Annotated in this window: 16 protein-coding genes; 7 read left to right on the top strand and 9 right to left on the bottom strand. The window is 68.5% G+C overall.

Translation table 11 applies throughout. The features are described from left to right. Positions 1-132 precede the first annotated feature (132 nt). Positions 133-480, bottom strand: coding sequence for a twin-arginine translocation signal domain-containing protein (locus V5F78_RS12965; RefSeq protein WP_394070979.1), 348 nt, complete (start codon positions 478-480; stop codon positions 133-135). Between the two features lie 344 nt (positions 481-824). On the opposite strand from V5F78_RS12965, the gene V5F78_RS12960 reads away from it, so the two are divergent. Together V5F78_RS12960 and ugpB are read left to right on the top strand one after the other, a co-directional pair. Further along, complete coding sequence (locus V5F78_RS12960; protein WP_394070978.1) at positions 825-1,898, top strand: helix-turn-helix domain-containing protein; 1,074 nt, start codon at positions 825-827, stop codon at positions 1,896-1,898. Positions 1,899-2,011: 113 nt separating this feature from the next. Beyond that, on the top strand, positions 2,012-3,325 hold the full coding sequence (ugpB, locus tag V5F78_RS12955; RefSeq protein ID WP_394070977.1) for a sn-glycerol-3-phosphate ABC transporter substrate-binding protein UgpB: 1,314 nt from the start codon (positions 2,012-2,014) through the stop codon (positions 3,323-3,325). A 301-nt stretch (positions 3,326-3,626) separates the two neighbouring features. Here ugpB and V5F78_RS12950 read toward each other — a convergent pair whose 3' ends face one another. From V5F78_RS12950 to V5F78_RS12925, 6 genes are read right to left on the bottom strand one after another with little or no spacing between them, the layout of a single operon-like run. Further along, positions 3,627-5,456, bottom strand: a complete 1,830-nt coding sequence (locus V5F78_RS12950) for a BatD family protein (protein WP_394070976.1) — start codon at positions 5,454-5,456, stop codon at positions 3,627-3,629. Between the two features lie 2 nt (positions 5,457-5,458). Continuing rightward, positions 5,459-7,585: a VWA domain-containing protein gene (locus V5F78_RS12945; RefSeq protein WP_394070975.1), complete on the bottom strand. Its 2,127-nt coding sequence runs from the start codon at positions 7,583-7,585 to the stop codon at positions 5,459-5,461. Then, complete coding sequence (locus V5F78_RS12940) at positions 7,582-8,628, bottom strand: vWA domain-containing protein (protein WP_394070974.1); 1,047 nt, start codon at positions 8,626-8,628, stop codon at positions 7,582-7,584. The genes V5F78_RS12945 and V5F78_RS12940 overlap by 4 nt, the downstream gene beginning before the upstream one ends. Further along, on the bottom strand, positions 8,625-9,155 hold the full coding sequence (locus V5F78_RS12935; RefSeq protein ID WP_394070973.1) for a DUF4381 domain-containing protein: 531 nt from the start codon (positions 9,153-9,155) through the stop codon (positions 8,625-8,627). The genes V5F78_RS12940 and V5F78_RS12935 overlap by 4 nt, the downstream gene beginning before the upstream one ends. Next, positions 9,152-10,141, bottom strand: coding sequence for a DUF58 domain-containing protein (locus tag V5F78_RS12930; protein ID WP_394070972.1), 990 nt, complete (start codon positions 10,139-10,141; stop codon positions 9,152-9,154). The genes V5F78_RS12935 and V5F78_RS12930 overlap by 4 nt, the downstream gene beginning before the upstream one ends. A gap of 19 nt (positions 10,142-10,160) precedes the next feature. Then, positions 10,161-11,120 (bottom strand): AAA family ATPase, encoded by a 960-nt coding sequence (locus tag V5F78_RS12925; RefSeq protein WP_394071144.1) that lies wholly within the window; start codon positions 11,118-11,120, stop codon positions 10,161-10,163. Between the two features lie 345 nt (positions 11,121-11,465). Between V5F78_RS12925 and V5F78_RS12920 the strand changes: the two genes are divergently transcribed. From V5F78_RS12920 to V5F78_RS12910, 3 genes are all read left to right on the top strand, one after another. Further along, on the top strand, positions 11,466-12,215 hold the full coding sequence (locus V5F78_RS12920; RefSeq protein ID WP_394070971.1) for a hypothetical protein: 750 nt from the start codon (positions 11,466-11,468) through the stop codon (positions 12,213-12,215). 111 nt (positions 12,216-12,326) lie between these two features. Further along, the gene (locus V5F78_RS12915) at positions 12,327-12,755 is read left to right on the top strand and encodes a Rieske (2Fe-2S) protein (RefSeq protein WP_394070970.1); all 429 of its coding nucleotides are present in this window, start codon (positions 12,327-12,329) and stop codon (positions 12,753-12,755) included. 160 nt (positions 12,756-12,915) lie between these two features. Next, positions 12,916-13,455, top strand: a complete 540-nt coding sequence (locus tag V5F78_RS12910) for a hypothetical protein (RefSeq protein ID WP_394070969.1) — start codon at positions 12,916-12,918, stop codon at positions 13,453-13,455. Between the two features lie 34 nt (positions 13,456-13,489). Here V5F78_RS12910 and V5F78_RS12905 read toward each other — a convergent pair whose 3' ends face one another. Both V5F78_RS12905 and zigA read right to left on the bottom strand, forming a co-directional pair. Then, positions 13,490-14,206, bottom strand: a complete 717-nt coding sequence (locus V5F78_RS12905; RefSeq protein WP_394070968.1) for an MgtC/SapB family protein — start codon at positions 14,204-14,206, stop codon at positions 13,490-13,492. Positions 14,207-14,344: 138 nt separating this feature from the next. Then, complete coding sequence (gene zigA, locus V5F78_RS12900; RefSeq protein WP_394070967.1) at positions 14,345-15,565, bottom strand: zinc metallochaperone GTPase ZigA; 1,221 nt, start codon at positions 15,563-15,565, stop codon at positions 14,345-14,347. 248 nt (positions 15,566-15,813) lie between these two features. On the opposite strand from zigA, the gene V5F78_RS12895 reads away from it, so the two are divergent. After that, entirely contained in the window at positions 15,814-16,041 is a 228-nt protein-coding gene (locus tag V5F78_RS12895) for a hypothetical protein (protein ID WP_394070966.1), read from the top strand. A gap of 1,026 nt (positions 16,042-17,067) precedes the next feature. Beyond that, a complete protein-coding gene (locus V5F78_RS12890; protein ID WP_394070965.1) occupies positions 17,068-17,631 on the top strand; it encodes a helix-turn-helix domain-containing protein in 564 nt (187 codons plus the stop codon). The last annotated feature ends 28 nt before the right edge of the window (positions 17,632-17,659 follow it).

The raw sequence follows: 17,659 nt of genomic DNA, 5'->3' as shown, positions 1-17,659 counted from the left end.
CCCTCACCCGCCCGCTGCGCGGCCGACCTCTCCCCGGGGGGGAGAGGTGATGCCGGCGGGGGTCAGGGCCGGGGTGAGGGGTGAGGGACCCTTTCGGCGCGCTCGGGACGAGCGGACCGTGCCCAAAGGGTGTCAGCGCACCCAGCGTCCGGGAATGAACACCCACTTGCCGCCGCGCAGCACCCATTGCGGGCCCACATGGCGGAAGCCGGGACGGTTGCGCTCCCAGCGGCCGGACACCCAGACATAACGCCGGCTGCGCGAACTCCACATCCAATAGCCGGGTACCCAGACATAGCCCCGGCGGGCCGGTGGGCGGGCCTCGCGCCGGGGGGCCGGCGGACCGTTGAAATTGGGCGAGCGGCGATTGGGGATCTGCCATTGCTGGGCCTGCGCGTCCTGCGGCAGCGCGAGGCTCGCGAGCGGGGCGGCGGCCACCGCGGTCAGCAGGGATCTCAGGAAGCTACGACGCGACAGCATGCTTTCACCCTCAGGGCCGCCGCCGGAGCGGCGCGGACAAATGGCCGGCTTCCCGGAAAGGATGGGCCTCTTTCCGGGAAGCGCTATCGGGACAGGGGAGTCCCGAGGGCCCGCACCGCGCAGGTCGGGGGGACACCGGCGGGTAGGGCATCGGCAAGGCTAGCGCGCTCGCTCGCTTTTGCGATGAGCAGCCCGTCCCGGCGCTATGCACTCGATCCCAATCCCAAGCGCGCATTGCCCTCTTGCGGGGGAGGATGTAACGGCAACGTTCAACCTTGGCTGGTCCTGCGCTAATATGATCCCCGAATGCACCGGCGGGCGCCGGAGAAGCAGGCGGGAACGACGTGTCTTTCGTGGCGATAAACCAGAGCAAGCCTGCCGTTGCGCACGCCGAGACCGGCGGAGAGCTGGCCGCTTTGCCGCTGGCCCCGCTGCATTTCACCACCGCAGACCTGCCGAAGGCGGAGCAGTTCGGCGGCTGGCGCGATTTCATCGCCGCGACCGTGGACCTCTCCCTGGTGGCCGCCCCCGCCGTGGGATTCGAGGCGGACAAGACGGTGTGGGATCTCGGCCGCTTCGCCCTGACCTCGGCGCGCATGCCCGGCGCCGGATATCAGCGCAGCTGGCGCCATATCGGCAAGGACCCGATCGACCATTGGTGCCTCGTGCTCTACGAGAGCGAAATTCCCGGCCGCAGGGCGCCGCTGGGTTTTCGTTCGCTGGCGCGGCCATTCGTCGGCGCCGGCTCCGACCGGCGGGTGCTGACGCTGTTCATTCCGCGCGATCTGTTTGCCGGCACCGCCGCGGCTTTCGATGCCGCGCCGACAGACATTCCCGATACCGGCCTCGGCGGCCTGCTGGCCGATTACCTGTTGAGCCTGGAACGACAGATGCCGCGCCTCACGGCGGCGGACCTGCCCGCCGTCGCCGAGGCGACGCGCACCCTGCTCGCGGCCTGCATCGCCCCGAGTGCGGATGCGCTTGCGCAGGCCCAGGCGCCATTGCTGCGCACCACGCTGGAGCGGGCGCGGCGGGTGATCCAGGCCAATCTCAATTCCCCCACCCTTACGCCGGCGGGCCTGTGCCGCGTGCTCGGCATTTCCCGGTCGCGCCTCTACCGCCTGTTCGAGGATCTCGGCGGCGTCACGCGCTACATCCAGCGCCAACGGCTGCTGGCGGCGCTGGCCGCGCTGGGCGATCCGGCCGAGGGGCGCGCGATCGGGCAGATCGCCGAATTCTTCGGCTTTTCCGATGCCTCCGGCTTCAGCCGGGCCTTCCGCGGCGAATTCGGCTTCAGCCCGAGCGATGCCCGCAGCGCCGCGCTGGCCGGCCTGCCGCGCGCCCCGGCACCGGCGCGGCGCGCGCCCCCGGGCGAGACGCGCGATCTTGCAACCATCCTGCGCGGGCTCCAGGCCTGAGGCACGCCGGCCCGGGCTGGGGGCACCAGATTTTGCCGATTGTCATGGAAACGTAACGCTAAGTGATCATGCGTTGCGCATGATCGGTGCATGGCGCACCCGAGGAGGCACTCATGGCATCTCGCATCCTGCCGTCGGCGCTGCTTGCCGCCGCGCTGGCCTTCGCCGGCCCCGCATCCGCGCAAACCGAGATCCAATGGTGGCACGCCATGTCCGGCGCGCTCGGGGAAAAGCTGGAGAAGGTCGCCGGTGACTTCAACGCGTCGCAGAGCGAATACAAGATCGTCCCGGTGTACAAGGGCTCCTATCCGGAGACCATGACCGGCGCGATCGCCGCCTTCCGCGCCAAGCAGCACCCGGCGATCGTGCAGGTGTTCGAGGTGGGAACCGCGACCTTGATGGCCGCCAAGGGCGCGGTCTATCCGGTCTACAAGCTGATGGCGGACGCGCACGAGCCGTTCGATCCCAAGGCCTATTTGCCGTCGGTCACCAGCTATTATTCCGACACGGCGGGAAACATGCTCTCCCTGCCGTTCAATTCCTCGACCGCCATCCTCTATTACAACAAGGATCTGTTCGCGAAGGCGGGCCTTGATCCCCATGCGCCGCCCAAGACCTGGCCGGAAGTGGAGGCCGATGCCAAGAAGCTCCAGGCCGCCGGCGTGCCGTGCGGCTTCACCACCCAATGGCCATCCTGGGTGAATGTCGAAAACCTATCGGCCTGGCACAATATTCCCATCGGTACGAAGCAGAACGGCATGGGCGGGCTCGACACCGTGCTGGAGATCGCCAATCCGCTGGTGGAGCGGCATTGGACCGCGCTGGCCGAATGGCAGAAATCCAAGATCTATGATTACGGCGGCCGCCAGTCGAAGGCGGATCCGAAATTCTTCTCCGGCGAATGCGCCATGTCCATCGGCTCGTCGGCGGCGCGCGCGGCGATCCTCGCCAATGCGAAGTTCGATCTCGGCTACGGCATGCTGCCCTATTGGCCAGACGTGAAGGGCGCGCCGCAGAATTCCATCATCGGCGGCGCCTCGCTCTGGGTGCTGAACGGGCGGCCGAAGGAGGAATATCGCGGGGTGGCGAAATTCTTCACCTATCTCTCGCGCGCCGACGTGCAGGCCTGGTGGCATCAGCAGACCGGCTATCTGCCCATCACCCAAGCGGCCTACGACCTTTCGAAAAGCCAGGGCTTCTACGAGAAGAACCCCGGAACCGACGTCTCCATCCTGCAAATGACGCTCAACCCGCCCACCGAGAATTCCAAGGGGCTGCGCTTCGGCTCGTTCGTGCAGATCCGCGACGTGATCGAGGAGGAGTTGGAAGCGACGCTGGCGGGGAAGAAAACCCCGAAAGAGGCGCTCACCGCCGCCGAGGCGCGCGGCAACGAGATGTTGCGGGCGTTCGAGAAGGCGAATCAATAGGGCCGAGGCTGGGCCGGCCCGCGCGCTCCGGCGCCGCCCGATTCCGCGGCGCTGGCCCGACGGGGCTTCAGGACCAATCGGCCGTCAGCGTCGTGGTGATCGTCGAGGCGCTCACCGCCGGTGTGAGCGATTGTATTTCTTTCACCGGTCGTCATGGCCGGGCGCGTCCCGGCCATCTACGCCGGGCCGAACGTGCAGGCCTTGAAGAGCCCGCTCCAGCGGTGCCGCTTGGACGCACGGGACAAGCCCGTGCATGACGGTTCCTCTGGCGACGGCGGAACCCCATGAATGGCGATGGATCCTAGCCCGCCTGGGGATAGAGCGGGGCGAGGCGGGCGCCCCGGCGTTTGCGGGTGGAGCGGGCGCGGGCGGCGCATTCCGCGTTCACGGCGGAAAGGCAGGCGGCGCCGCTCCAGCGCGCGGACCCCGCGCCATAGAGATGCTGGCGCAGATCCTCCGCCGCCTTGGCCATGGCGGGTGTGCGGAAGGTCTGCGCGTCGAGGGCCTGCGGGTCCGGTTCGCCGGCGGGGGCGGAGGCTGGTGAACCGTCCGCGCGCGTCCAGGCGAGGAGGGCGGCGTGGGCGGCGACCGCGTCATCGGCCTTGCAGGCGGCGCGCAGATCGGCCAGCGCGGCGGCGGTATTGGCGCGCGGCGCTCCCCCGCTGCGATACGCCGGGCGCCGGGCAGGAGCCGCGCGCGCCACGTGTCCCGTGCGACGGCGCAGCAGCAGTGCGGTCACACCCAGCACCAAAAGGATCGCGGCCAGCGTGGCGCCGGTGCGCAGGTTCAGCATGTCCGCCAGCCACGCCGGCAGGGAAAGCTGGGTCTCGACCGCCGGCGGCGGCGCCTGGGGCACCGCGATGGGCGCCGGTTGCGTCTGGGGCTGTGGCGCGGCGGGGCGCGCCTGGTCGGAGGCGGCGACGGTGAAGGTCTCCGCCGGCAAATGGGCGGTTTCCTGGGTGTTGGTGTCGGTGTTCCACCAGCCCACATCCAGGCCCGGCAGCGTGATGGTGCCCTCACGCGTCGGCACAACCGAAATGGTCTTGATCAGCACCGCGCCGGGCTTGCCATTGATGAGCGCCTGGTCGGAGCGGCTGGATTCCTCATATTGGCGCACGCCATCCGCCTCGACGATCGGCATCGGCGGCAATTGATTGGGCGTCGCCCCCACCGCTTCCAGGGTGATGGTGCGCGTCAGCGTCTCGCCCGCCTTGGCCTGGGCCAGCGGCGGATCCCAGGTGCTGGAGAGCGTGACGCCCTGAGACGGCAGGAACCACCCCGTGGCCGCGGCCGGCCGGGCCTTGACCTCGATGCGCACCGGATCCGATGTCACCGTCACCTCGCGGCCGAAGCTGGGATCGGGCCCAGCCATGGGGACCGAGCTGTTGCGGCCGAGCAGGCGCGCCATGTCCGAGGGGAGGCGCCCGCCGGCAAAGCTCGCAAACTGCGCCACCAGCGTCACCGGCCCGATTTCGATGGTGCCGCTGCGCTGCGGGCGCATGATGTAGCCCTGCTCGACCACCCGGTAGCGCTGGCGGCCGACCACTTTGCTGAACATCCGCTGGTCACCGACCTTGGTGAAGGTGGCGCCGACCGCCTCCGGCGGCGTCAGGCCGCCGCCGAGCATCGGGCCGTTGGTGTAGATGCGCACCGCCACCAGCATTTCGCCCTGGACATAGGGCGCCGGCCCCATCGGCTCCACCTGCACGAACAGCGGGCGCGCCTCGGCCGGATCCACGGGGGAGGCGGCATCCACCGACAGGCGAATCGGCGCCGTGGTCTGGCCGGCGAGGGTCAGGCCGGGAACGGTGATTGCGCCCGGCCGCTTCGAGGCGAGCGTGAGGATCCACTCGTTGATCTGGGTGCGCCGGCCGTTGACCACCTCCACCCGGCTTGCCCGGTTGCGGTCCAGAATGTCGAAATCGCGCGCCAGCGGCGACAGATCGGGCGGCTGGGTGCCGTCGCCGCCCACCAGGGTGATGACCAGATCGAAGCTTTCCCCCACCGACAGCGTGGTGCGGTCGACCCGCGCCGTGGGGGCGGCGGCGTTTGCGGGCGCCGCGCACGCGAGCGCCGCCAGCACGAGGGCCAGCATCGGCAGGACGCGGAGCAGGGTGCGGAGGGTGGTCATTCTCAGTCCTGCTGCGGGTCGACGACGCCCGCGCCGCCATAATGGCTGCGGATGCGGGCGCGCAAAAGGCCAGTGGGATCGTCGGGAACTAGGCGCAGGGTCTGCGCGCGATTCTGATCCTCCTCGGTCAAGGGCTTGGGCGCCCCCGGCTGAGCGGGTGGAGGCTGGGGTGGAGGCGGCTCCGGTGGTTTCTGCTCCGGTGGCTTCTCGGGCGGCTTCTGCTCCGGCGGCTTCTGGTCTGCCGGATTGGGCTTGGGCGGTTCCGGCTTCTGCGGGTCCGGCTTTTGCGGATCGGGCTTTTGCGGATCGGGCTTGGGCGGTGCCTTCGGGGGCTCGGGCTTTTGTGGCTCGGGCTTCTGCGGTGCGCCTTTCGGATCAGGCGTGGGCGGCGGCTGATCGGGCTTCTTCTCGTCGCCCGGCTTCTGCGGCTTGTCCTTCTTCTCGTCCTTGCCGGGCTCGTCCTTCGGCTTCTGGTCGTTGCCGGATTTCGGATCCTTCTTGTCCTGATCCTTCTGCTGGTCCTTCTTGTCCTTGTCTTTCTTCTCTTGGTCCTTCTTCTCCTGGTCCTTCTTGCGCTGGTCCAGCAGCTTCTGAACCAGTTCGCGGTTGAACACCGCATCGGCGCGGACCGGGTCGTCCTGGCCGGGATGGGCGGCGAGCGCCGCGTCATAGGCCTTGATCGCCTCTTCCAACTTCCCGGCGCGGGCGAGTGCGTTGCCGCGATTGTAATCGCCATCCGGCACCTTGGCGTAGGCGTCGGCCGCCTCCGCGAAGGCGCCGGATTTATAGAGCGCGCTCGCCTGCCATTGCGGATTCTCGAAGCTGCGGGCGGCGGCGCCGTAGTCGGACCGGGCGAAGGCGTCGGCGCCCTGCTGGTCGGGAGTGCGCCACAGGCCGTCCCAGGTGCGCGATCCACCCGCATCGGCACTGCCGGAGGCTGCCCCCTGCGCCGCGAGCGGCTGCGGGCCTTGTCCTTGCGTATCCACGCCCCGCAATTCCAAGGTTTGTGCGGGCGCGCCTTGGGCCTGGGCCGCGCGCGGGGCAAGCATGCCGCCCAGCGCGGCCACCAGCAGCACCGCGATCCAGCCGCGGCGGAACGCCAGCGGCGCCAGGGCGAGGACGCCGAGCAGCAGCCAGGGGCCCATGTCGAGCCATTGGTCGGCGGACAAGCCGCTGTCCTGAAGCACCGGATCCAGCGGCGCGGCCGAGCCGGAGGACTTGGCGAGCACCGTGTCGAGGTCGCCGTTGCCGACGGTCATGGCGGAGAAGCTGCCGCGCCCGGCGGCGGCGATCTCGCGCAGGCGCGCCTCGTCCATGCGCGTGGTGATCACGGTGCCGTCCCGCGCGCGCAACACGCCGCCGTCGAACGCCAGAAGCGGGCTCCCCGCCAGCGTGCCGACGCCGATGACATTGACCCGGTAGCCCGCCTGCGCCGCGGCCTTCGCGGCGGCGAGCGTGGCGGCGGGATCATCGCCCGCGCCGTCGGTGATCAGCACGATGCGGCCCGCCGGGGCGCCGGCATCGCGCAGCAACGCGGTGGCGCGCGCGACCGCGAGATCGGGCCGGTCCGTGAGCACCGGCATCAGCTCGGTGGAGAGTTCCGGCAGCATCTGGGCGATGATCCGCCCGTCCTCGGTCAAGGGGGAGGCGACGAAGGGGGCGTCGGCATAGATCACCAGCCCCACCTGCCCGCCGCGCATGCGGGCGAGGATGTCGTCCACCTTGTGCCGCGCCGCGCCGAGCCGCGAGGGGCTCTGGTCGGTGGCGTTCATGGACTGGCCGAGGCTCAGCACGATCACGGTGGGGTCGAGCCGGTCGAGTGCCGGCGTGGGCAGTTTCTGCCAGGTCGGTCCGGCCATCGCGAGCGCGGCGAGCACCCATCCGAGAAGCAGAGCCAGCACCGGCCAGAGGCGCCCCCGCGCGGTTTCCTGCAGGCTCAGATGGCGCAGCAGATGGGCATCCACCAGATGGCGCCAGGGGTTGCCCCCCGCGCCGAACCGCCGGAATGCAAGCACGGCCAGCCCCAGCGCCGGCACGATCGCCCACAGCCAGTCCGGCCGCAGGAAATGAAAGCCCGCCGGCAGGAGACCGGCGAGCCAATGGGGCAGGGCGAACGACGGCAGGTTCATGGCCGCTCCCCGACACCGGGGGCCACATCGCGCGATGCCGCCACGCGCGGCGCGCCGGCGGCGCGGCCACGGGCGAGGGCCGGCGCGAGAAGGACCGCCGCGAGGATCAGGCTCAGCGCCAGGGCAAAGCCCAGCGGCCATTGGAACAGCGCCACCGTGGGCGCGAGATAGAGCGGCTCGCCCGCCGCAGGCTCCATGAGATTGATGTCGTGATAGATCGCCGCGAGGCCGGCGCTGTCGCGGGCGCGGAAATAGCGTCCGCCGGTCAAGGTGGCGATCTGCGCCAATGCGGCTTCATCGAGGTCGGCGGAGGGATTGACGATCTGCTGGCCGATGGCGAGGCTGTCGGCGCCCACCCCGATGGTATAGATCTTCACATGCTCCTGCCGCGCCAGTTCGGCCGCGTGGATCGGATCCAGCACGCCGGAATTGTTGGAGCCGTCGGTCAGCAGTACCAGCACGCGCTTGTCCTCGGGCCGGTCCTGCAAGGTCTTCACCGCGAGGCCGATGGCATCGCCGATGGCGGTTTCCTGCCCGGTCATGCCGATAGTGGCCTCCGACAGGAGGTCGCGCGTCACGTTGCGGTCGAAGGTGAGCGGGGTCTGGATATAGGCCCGGCTGGAGAACAGGATCAGCCCCACCCGGTCGCCGGAGCGGCGGGCGATGAAATCGTCGGCCACCGCCTTCACCACCGAGAGCCGGTCGGTCGGCAGGCCGTCCTGCGTCAGATCCTGCCGCGCCATGGAGCCGGAGAGATCCACCGCCATCATCAGGTCGCGGCCCTCGACCGGGATTGGCACCGGCTTGCCCACATAGCTCGGGCGCATGGCGGCGAGCACCAAGGCGAGCCAGATCAGCGTGAGCAAGGCGAGCTTCCCGCCGCGCCGCAGGATCGCGCGCGCGCTGGCTTGGGGCGCGATCTGCGCGAAGAACGGCACGCGCAGCGCACCGGCGCGGCTGCGCCGGGCGGCGGGCAGCAGATAGCGCGCCAGAAGCGGAAGCGGGAGCAGGGCGGCCGCCCAGAGCCATTGGAACTGGATCATGCGTTGCTCCGCACCCAGCGCCGCAGCGCCGCCACCAGCGCGGCGCGCGGCACCCCGTCGCCGCCGGGCGCATGGGCCGGCAGATAGGGTGCGGCCGCGACGAAGGCGGCAAGCGGGGGCGCAAGGCCCGCCTTGCCCTCGGCGAGCACGCGTTCCCACTCCGCGCCGGTGAGCGCCGCCGCCGCCGGATCGCCCGCGCGTGTCACCAGGATGCGGCGGATCAGCAGCGCGCCGGCGGCCGCCACCGCACGCGCGTCGCCGTGCCGGGCGGTGTCGCGGGCGATGGCCTTCAATTCCTGGTCCACGCGATACGCCAGCGTCTGGCGCCGGCGCCATTCCAGGAACAGGCCGATCAAGGCCAGCATCGCCACGAGCCCTGCCAGCATCCACCAGCCCGGCGCCAGCGGCCAGAAGGAGACCGGCCCTGGCAGATGGATGTCGCGCAGCCCGGCCAGCGGGTCCTCGGCCGGCGCGCCGGGCAGGGTTGCCGGGGCATCGGGAAGGGAGAAGGCCTGCGCCAGCTTCATGCGGCGGCCTTCCGGGCTTGCCGGCGGGCATTGCGCAGCCGCTCGGGATGCAGCAGCGCAGCCGGATCATCGCCGGTCTGGAGCGCGACGAAGGCCATGCCGCGCTGACGCGAGAGCTCATCCAGCGCCGCGCGGCGGGCGGCGAACCGTGCGGCATAGGTCTCGCGCATCGCCCGGTTGCCGCCATCCATTAGTCGCACCGCCGCGCCGTCGCTGACCGGATAGGCGCCGCGCGCCGGCATAGCTTCTTCCAGCGCGTCATAGACGAAGATGTTCGTCACCTGCGCCTGGAGCGCGAGACGGCTGAGCTCGCGCGCGGCGGCCTCGGTGAAATCGTGGAAATCGCTGATCAGAAACACCAAGGTGCCGGGCCGCGCGGCGCGGCGCAGGCGCGCGACGGCATCGGCGAGGGCGGGCTCGGGCGCGGCCGGCGCCTCTTTCGCGGGCCGCGCGGCGGGCGAAAGCGCAAAGCCTTCCTGCGTGCCGTCGGCCATGGCCTTGACGAAGCCGAGCACGCGCGCGCGGCTGCGCTGGGGGCTGTAGGAGTGCAGCCCGGCGGGCGTGGCGATCAGCCCGCCCACCCGGTCGCCGGCCTCGATGGAGATCCAGGTCAGCACCGCCGCCGCCTTCGCCGCGAGCACGGACTTGAACGTGTCGCGCGTGCCGAACCGCATGAAGGAGCGGCAATCCAGCAGGATCAGGACCGGGCGCTCGCGTTCCTCCTGGAACAGCTTGGTGTGGGTGCGCCCGGTGCGCGCCGTTACCCGCCAGTCGATGGTGCGGATGTCGTCGCCGGCCTGGTAGAGGCGCACTTCATCGAATTCCATGCCGCGTCCGCGGAAGGCCGAGCGATAGCCGCCGAATTGCTGGCTGCGCACCTTGCCGCGCGGCGCGAACGCGCTTTTCCCGCCCTCCGGCCGCGCCGCGATCAATTCATCGAGGCGGGCGATGAGGCCATAGGTGGCGTCGGCGGGGGCATCGCTCATCTTTGGTCCTCGGGCCGGTTCACTTCACCGGCACGCGGGCGATCAGCGTGTCGAGGAAATCGTCCGCGCTCATGCCGTCGGCCTGGGCCTCGAACGTCAGAAGGATGCGGTGGCGCAGCGCGGATTTGGCGATCGCCTGCACGTCTTCCGGCACCACATAGTCCCGCCCGCGCAACCAGGCATAGGCCCGCGCGCAGCGGTCGAGCGCGATGGTGCCGCGTGGGCTGGCACCGAAGGCGATCGCGCCGGCGAGCTTCTTGTCGTAGCGCTGCGGGGTGCGGGTGGCGAACACGAATTGCAGGATATATTCCTCCACCGCCTCCGACATATAGGTGGCGAGTGCATCGCGCCGGGCAGCGAAGATGGCGGCCTGGGAGACCCGTTCGCCGAAGTCGATCACCTCGCCCTGCGCCTCGCCCCGCACCAGCCGCAGGATCTGCCGCTCGGCGGAAATGTCCGGGTAATCCAGCCGCACATGCAGCAGGAAACGGTCGAGCTGGGCCTCGGGCAGGGGGTAGGTGCCTTCCTGCTCGATCGGGTTCTGGGTCGCCATGACGAGGAACAGCTTGGGCAGCACATAGGTCTTGCCGCCCACCGTCACCTGCCGCTCGGCCATCGCCTCCAGCAGCGCGGCCTGCACCTTGGCGGGCGCGCGATTGATCTCGTCCGCCAGGATGAAATTGTGAAACACCGGGCCCGGCTGGAAGCGGAAGGAGCCATCCTCCGGCCGGTAGATGTCGGTGCCGGTGAGATCGGAGGGCAGCAGGTCCGGCGTGAACTGGATGCGCTGGTCGTCGCAATCAATGGCCTTGGCGAGCGCCTTGATGGCCTTGGTCTTGGCGAGGCCCGGCGCGCCCTCCACCAGCAGGTGCCCGTCCGCCAGCACCGCCACCAGCAGCAATTCCACGAATGCCGGCTGCCCGAGGATGCAGGTGTTCATATAGGCCGCGAGGCGGTCGAACAGCAGGTGCAGATCCATGAGACGCAAGTCTTCGGTGGCGGCCGCCGTAGGGGCAAGATGGGCATGTGCGGCGTCGCGGGTCGGGTTCATCAAGGCTCAATCCGGTCTGGGTTTGCGACTCTATAGCCAGTGCTGCGTCGCACCGCACCGTGGGACAGATGATTTTTATGTAATGTGAATGCCGTATATCGGTAATATATAACCGTTATTGCCGTGTATGTGATAGGAAAGGCGCCGCGCCGGCTGCCACGCCGGTGGCTAACCCTGTCGCAAACCTCCCCGGCATGGCGCTTGCATCGACCCCTCTGAGAGACAGGAATTGACGCAAACGCGCCAATCCGCTGCAAGATCGGGGGCGACGACATGACCGATATGGTCGAACTGCAAAAGCGCAAGCAGCCGATCAATCTGGCCGTGGTGCATGTGGACCCGGACGCATTTGTCGCAAGCTTCATGGGCTGGCTGGAAATCACCGCCTTCATCAGCGCCCAGCGTGCCGGCACCGCCACCATCCCCGCCGATGGGGTGACGCCGGCCTTGAGCCCGCAGGATCTGAAAAGCCCCGGTGTCCGCAATGTCGGAAACGATGCGCTGTTCGCCTTCTGCATGACGGCGGCGCTGAAGGGCGACAAGGCGGCGGTGGACGCCGTCGACACCGCGCTGAAAGCCAGCATGGGCGAGGATTATCCCGGTGCGCTCGCGGTCGGCTATTTCCGCGCCCACAACGAAAATCCGATCCTGCTGGAGGATTTTGTCGGTGTGGCCGGGCGCAAATGGCTGGAAGGCGACAGGCCACCGCCGCCCATGCGGGCGCGCGAGGATTGGAACACCGGCCTGCGCTTCTTCGAGAAGGCCCGGCAATCCAATTTCATCCAGGAGGTGATCTATCCCCTGGCGCGCTGGATGCGGGCGCGCTGGGGCCTGATCGCGGAGAAGGAAGCCGCCTTCCTGCATCATATCGAGGACAATCTTCCGGTGCTGCGCGAAGCCCTGGAAGAGCCGCGCAACGACCAGCCCTTCATCGCCAACCTGCTGCTGAAGGCGGCGCCGGCGGTCGATATGGAATTGACCGAGGAATATCAAGGCTTTCTGCGTTCCCTGGCGCGCCGATAGCTGGGTCTTTCGCGTTGCGCCGGTGGGCGCGTCCCTGGGGCCGCGCACCCGTCCCAAGAATGTTCGCTTTCCCACACGCCGCCCGCATCCGACCGTTGAAAGGCTGGGACCATGACCGAGTTGTTCGCCATCTGCTCCACCTATGAGATCGACGACGGCGGCGCGCGCGGCTTCGTGCTCGCGCGGCTGGACGAGACCGGGGCCAGCAAGCCCTGGCCGATCCTCGTGACGCGCAAATCCAACGCCTTCTTCGGTTTCGAGAACGCCTGCCCCCACCAGGGCACGCGGCTCGACACCGTGCCCGGCGAGTTCCTGGACGAGGACGGCAATTTCCTCACCTGCGGCAAGCATCGCGCCCAGTTCGACCTCGATACCGGCCATTGCTTCATCGGCCCGTGCCAGGGCCAGGCGCTGACCCCGGTGGAACTCGTGATCGACGATGGCGACGTGTGCCTGGTCGGCATCGAGCTGGCCGAGGAGGACGGGCTCGACATCGAGGAGCCCGACACCTTTCCCGAGGTGATGATCACCAGCGACTGAGGCGCCGCAGCGCCGGCTTTCTCCTTGCTTTTGCATCCTTTTGCGCCCCGCGACAGGCGCGTTTTCTCCCGACGTCGCGGGTCGCCCGGCACTGATCCGCCGATGCGAACGACGGCCACGCCTCGACGAGCCCCGTCGATTCCATCGAAGGACGACCCCTATGACCGCCGTTTCCGACACGCCTTTCGCCAAGCTTGAAACCGAGGGGCGGCTGTTGAAGCCGCTTCTGAGCGCCGATACCCATGTGGCCGGCCGCTTCGGCTATCGTGGCGACATCGCCTTCGATGGGCCGGAAACCCTATTGAAGGAAGTGTTCTCGGTCTGCGAGAGCGGCAAGCCGGCCATCGGCTTCCTTGCCGGCTCCATCAAGGAATATGCGAGCTTGCCCAAGCTGGTCGAGACCTTCGGCGAAGCCTTCGACGGGGCGGGAAACTACTTCATCTATATCGCCGATCTGCCGCAGGGAAACCGCTTCTACATCCGGTTCGGCGATGTGAAGGTGTTCGCCATCTATATCGACGAGACCAGCGTCTATAACGAGCTGATCGACACTTTCTATGTCGACAAGATCAAGCTGAAGAAGTTCGATACCTCCGCCAAGCTCGATGCCCTGGCCGATGTGGGGCTGAAGTATTCAAGCCTCTCGGACTATAAGGAAATCTCGTTCGAGGACGGCATGAAGGTCAAGAACGCGGCCTGACGGTCACGGGGCGTGCCACGAAAGTAAAGCCGGATCAGTCCTGCGTACTGCTGCTCCAGGTGGTGTGCAGGACGCCCGGCTGCTTTTCGATCTCGGCAATGACGGCGTCGATTTCCGTGGCGTCCACGGCCGTGCTGACCAGGGTGGCGAGGATTTCCACCTTGTCGTTGCTGCGCTCGGTCACCTCCACATCACCGACCGGATAATGGGCCGCTTCCAGGCGTTCCACCAACAGGTCGCGCACTTCGTCCAGGGCGGTGCTGGTGGTGATGACCAGCACCTCGTACGTCTGTTCCGCGCTCCGGTCGTTGATGGGAATGCGGTTGATGAGGTTCACCACCGGCCGCAGTAAGGTATTGCCAGCCAACACAAAAGCGGTGAGGAGGGCGGCTTCGGCGAGCATGTCGGTGCCGGCGCACGCGCCCACTGCCGCCGAGCACCACAAGGTGGCGGCGGTGTTGAGGCCGCGCACGTTCATGCCTTCCTTCATGATCACGCCGGCACCCAAAAACCCAATGCCTGAAACCACATAGGAGATGACCCGCACCGCCTCCGTTGTCCCGGCGATCCTCTGGGCCAGGTCCACAAAGGCGGCGGCGCCGATGGCCACCAGCACGTTGGTGCGCAGCCCCGCCGTGCGTTGGCGATACTGGCGTTCCGCGCCGATCAGCAGGCCGAAGACGAACGCCGCGGAGAAGCTGATGAAGGTGTCAAAAAACTGCAATAAATCAAAAGTTTCGGCGAATTTCATGATTCCGCAGCCCCGCACGCTCCACCGATCCCAGCCTTAGCAGTCCGGGCGGAAATTTCCACCGCCGGCGGGGCGGAAAATTGCCGGCCGGGGGAGGCCGCTATCGCGCACTTCCCCGGCGGGTGGTGCGCGGGCGGGTCAGGCGGCGGCGCGGCCCCATTTCGGGAACGGGTCGGGCAGGGACTTGAGCTTGGCGAAGTCGAGCGCCTTCGGATCGAGGGGGCCGACCAGGCACGCGTCCAGGGCGGCGCGGATGGCGGCTTCGTCGAGGCCCATGCCGATGAACACCAGTTCCTGCCGCCGGTCGCCATAGCCGGGCGCCCAATGGCGCTTCAGCTCGGCCTTCCATTGCGGATCGCTCGGCCAGCGCGTCTTGGGGACGGCGGCCCACCAAAAGCCCATGGCCTCGGTGCGGCAGATGGCGCCGGCCAGGCTCATGTCGCCCACGAAGGCGTCGCGGGTGGCGAGCCAGAACAGGCCCTTGGCGCGGATCAGGCCCGGCCACACGGTCTTGAGAAAGTTGGAGAATTTCTCCGGGTGGAACGGCCGCCGCGCGCGATACACGAAGCTGGAGACGCCATATTCCTCGGTCTCCGGCGTATGATCGGCAAAGCCATGGAGTTCGCGATACCAGAGCGGGTGTTCGTGGGCGGTCTCGAAGTCGAACCGGCCGGTGCCCATGACTTCGCCCAGCGGCACGTCGGCGAAATCGGTCTCGATCAGCCTCGCCTTGGGATTCAGCCCCTTGATGACCGCGCGGGCGGCGGCGATCTGGTCTGGCGCGGTGGCGGAAATCTTGTTGAGCACGATGGTGTCGGCGAACTCGATCTGGTCCACCAGCAGATCGACCAGGGTGCGGGCATCGTCCTCGCCGGCGACTTCCCCGCGATCGCGCAGGAAATCGTTGGAGCCATAGTCTTTCAGCAGATTGGCGGCATCCACCACGGTGACCATGGTGTCGAGCCGGGCGAGATCGGACAAGGCGAAGCCCTCCGCGTCGCGGAACTCGAAGGTGGCGGCCACCGGCAAGGGCTCGGCGATGCCGGTGCTCTCGATCACCAGGGCATCATAGCGCCCGTCGGCGGCGAGGCGCTTCACCTCCGCCAGCAGGTCGCCGCGCAGGGTGCAGCAGATGCAGCCATTGGTCATTTCCACCAGCGTCTCGTCGGTGCGCGAGAGATTGGCGCCGCCCTGGCGCACCAGTTCGGCGTCGATGTTCACTTCCGACATGTCGTTGACGATCACCGCCACCCGCCGGCCCTCGCGATTGGCGAGAATGTGGTTGAGCAGCGTGGTCTTGCCGGCGCCCAGGAAGCCGGACAGCACGGTGACGGGAAGGCGCGCATCGGTGGCGGACATGGCCGCTCCTTTTAATGGATATATTGTATCATTTACATGCCATGAAGCTGGGCGGGGCGCAAGGCGGCCGGGCGCGGGGGTGTCCGGGCGCCGGGGCACACAGCAGCGAGCCGGTCACCGGGCGGGGTGCGGAACCTTCAGCCCTGCGGTGCGCTTAACGCAGCCTGGGGCAAGGCTTCGGAGCCATTCTGCGCCCTGCCGCCGGAACGGTTTCGGTGCACGCTCCGCGCCCCTGAGGAGGGCCGCCCATGATCTCGCCCGCTGGACCCCGTTCGATTGTGCCATCGCCCATGGAAAGCCATGATTTCGACCCCGGCACCGCCTTTTGCCTGCGCTGCGGGTGTCATCGCAACATGGTGCTGCGGTTCGAACGCATCTGTATCGAGGCGCCGAACGTGGTGGCCATGTCCCACCTGCGGGCGCGCGCCCGGATGCGCGAAGCGCTAGCAGGGAAGGCGGGCACCGCTCGGCGCTAGGACGGATCAACATCCAGCGGCGCGGTGCCTCCTCAAGGCGCCTCAAGGCAGGTGCGCCATTGTCTTTCTTTCACGAGCCGTCATGGCCGGGCACGTCCGGGCCATCAACGGGGCGCCGCCCGCGCCGACTTTGAAAAGCCGATGCCGGCGGTACCGCGTGGATGCACGGGACAAGCCCGTGCATGACAATGCTCTGCTGCAAACGCGCTAGAACGGATCGACATCCAGCGGCGTGGTGCCTCCTCAAGGCGCCTCAAGGCAGGTGCGCCATTGTCTTTGTTTCACCGGTCGTCATGGCCGGGCGTGTCCCGGCCACCCACGCCGGGCCGCCCGCGCGCGCCTTGAAAAGCCAGCACCAGCGGTACCGCGTGGATGCACGGGACAAGCCCGTGCATGACAATGCTCTGCTGCAAACGCGCTCGGACGGATCGACATCCAGCGGCGTGGTGCCTCGTCGAGGCGCCTCAAGGCAGGTGCGCGCCATTGTCTTTCTTTCACCGGTCGTCATGGCCGGGCGTGTCCCGGCCAACGACGCCGGGCCGCCCGCGCGAGCCTTGAAAAGCCAGCACCAGCGGTGCCGCGTGGATGCACGGGACAAGCCCGTGCATGACGATGCTCAGCTGCAAACGCGCTCGGACGGATCGACATCCAGCGGCGTGGTGCCTGCTTAAGGCGCCTCAAGGCAGGCGCGCCATTGTCTTTCTTTCACCGGTCGTCATGGCCGGGCATGTCCCGGCCACCCACGCCGGGCCGCCCGCGCGAGCCTTGAAAAGCCAGCACCAGCGGTGCCGCGTGGATGCACGGGACAAGCCCGTGCATGACGATGCTCTTCTGCGACGGCGTCACGCGGTGAATGTCGATCGCTCCTAAGCCGCCGGTGCGTTCGTAGGAAATTAATCCTTGACAGCGATGCGCTCTAGGACTATGGTCAGCTCATGTTCGAGATTTGCGCCTGACGGCGGCGGCCCGCTCCGCCGGCGCGTCGTGCCCCCACCTCGGACCCCCGATCCCACTCGCGAGATCCCCATGTCCCGCATCCCGCCCAAGGCGGCGGGTCTGGCGCGCGCCCTCTATGAGGCCGGCACGCCGATCCGCCAGATTGCCGCTGAAACCGGCCTGTCCCTCGCCTCCGTCTATTTCTGGGCCGATCGCATCGTCGAGCCCGACGGCACGGTGCATCACGCACCCGCGCCGCGCCGCTATGGCGGGCGCACCACGAAGCCACCGAGCCGCAGCCGCCGGCGTGTCTTCCTGGCGCGCCTGTGGCACGCCGCCGAGCGGCAGATGGACGAAATCGACGCCCGCGTCGCCGCCCTGGATGGGCCGGAGGCCGCCCCCGCCCGCCCCGGTGCGCGTGATAGCGAGAAGGACGCGAAGGCGCTCGCGGTGCTGGCCCGCGTGGTACGCGAACTCGGCGCCCTCGATGGCGCGGGCGCGGCAGAGAAATCCCCGGCAACGGGCAAAGGCGGCGCGGCCGCGCAATCGGAGGAGGGCCTGCGTGGACGAAGCCTCGACACCTTCCGCCGCGAGCTTGCGCGCCGCCTTGATCGCCTGCGCCAAGGCGGGGACGGCGCCGAGCCTGCTGGCTGAACTGCCCGAGGCCGATGCCCGCCTTCTG

It is taken from the genome of Roseixanthobacter glucoisosaccharinicivorans, assembly GCF_043195095.2.
Taxonomy (GTDB): Bacteria; Pseudomonadota; Alphaproteobacteria; order Rhizobiales; family Xanthobacteraceae; genus NCEH01.
This window is presented reverse-complemented; position numbering and strand designations above follow the sequence as displayed.

Excerpts from the sequence above, each read along its gene's own strand:
- V5F78_RS12965 (WP_394070979.1), bottom strand. The coding sequence starts at position 480 with ATGCTGTCGCGTCGTAGCTTCCTGAGATCCCTGCTGACCGCGGTGGCC.
- V5F78_RS12915 (WP_394070970.1), top strand. The coding sequence starts at position 12,327 with ATGACCGAGTTGTTCGCCATCTGCTCCACCTATGAGATCGACGACGGC.
- V5F78_RS12940 (WP_394070974.1), bottom strand. The coding sequence starts at position 8,628 with ATGATCCAGTTCCAATGGCTCTGGGCGGCCGCCCTGCTCCCGCTTCCG.
- zigA (WP_394070967.1), bottom strand. The coding sequence starts at position 15,565 with ATGTCCGCCACCGATGCGCGCCTTCCCGTCACCGTGCTGTCCGGCTTC.
- V5F78_RS12930 (WP_394070972.1), bottom strand. The coding sequence starts at position 10,141 with ATGAGCGATGCCCCCGCCGACGCCACCTATGGCCTCATCGCCCGCCTC.
- V5F78_RS12925 (WP_394071144.1), bottom strand. The coding sequence starts at position 11,120 with ATGGATCTGCACCTGCTGTTCGACCGCCTCGCGGCCTATATGAACACC.
- ugpB (WP_394070977.1), top strand. The coding sequence starts at position 2,012 with ATGGCATCTCGCATCCTGCCGTCGGCGCTGCTTGCCGCCGCGCTGGCC.
- V5F78_RS12950 (WP_394070976.1), bottom strand. The coding sequence starts at position 5,456 with ATGACCACCCTCCGCACCCTGCTCCGCGTCCTGCCGATGCTGGCCCTC.
- V5F78_RS12895 (WP_394070966.1), top strand. The coding sequence starts at position 15,814 with ATGATCTCGCCCGCTGGACCCCGTTCGATTGTGCCATCGCCCATGGAA.
- V5F78_RS12905 (WP_394070968.1), bottom strand. The coding sequence starts at position 14,206 with ATGAAATTCGCCGAAACTTTTGATTTATTGCAGTTTTTTGACACCTTC.
- V5F78_RS12945 (WP_394070975.1), bottom strand. The coding sequence starts at position 7,585 with ATGAACCTGCCGTCGTTCGCCCTGCCCCATTGGCTCGCCGGTCTCCTG.
- V5F78_RS12935 (WP_394070973.1), bottom strand. The coding sequence starts at position 9,155 with ATGAAGCTGGCGCAGGCCTTCTCCCTTCCCGATGCCCCGGCAACCCTG.
- V5F78_RS12910 (WP_394070969.1), top strand. The coding sequence starts at position 12,916 with ATGACCGCCGTTTCCGACACGCCTTTCGCCAAGCTTGAAACCGAGGGG.
- V5F78_RS12890 (WP_394070965.1), top strand. The coding sequence starts at position 17,068 with ATGTCCCGCATCCCGCCCAAGGCGGCGGGTCTGGCGCGCGCCCTCTAT.
- V5F78_RS12920 (WP_394070971.1), top strand. The coding sequence starts at position 11,466 with ATGACCGATATGGTCGAACTGCAAAAGCGCAAGCAGCCGATCAATCTG.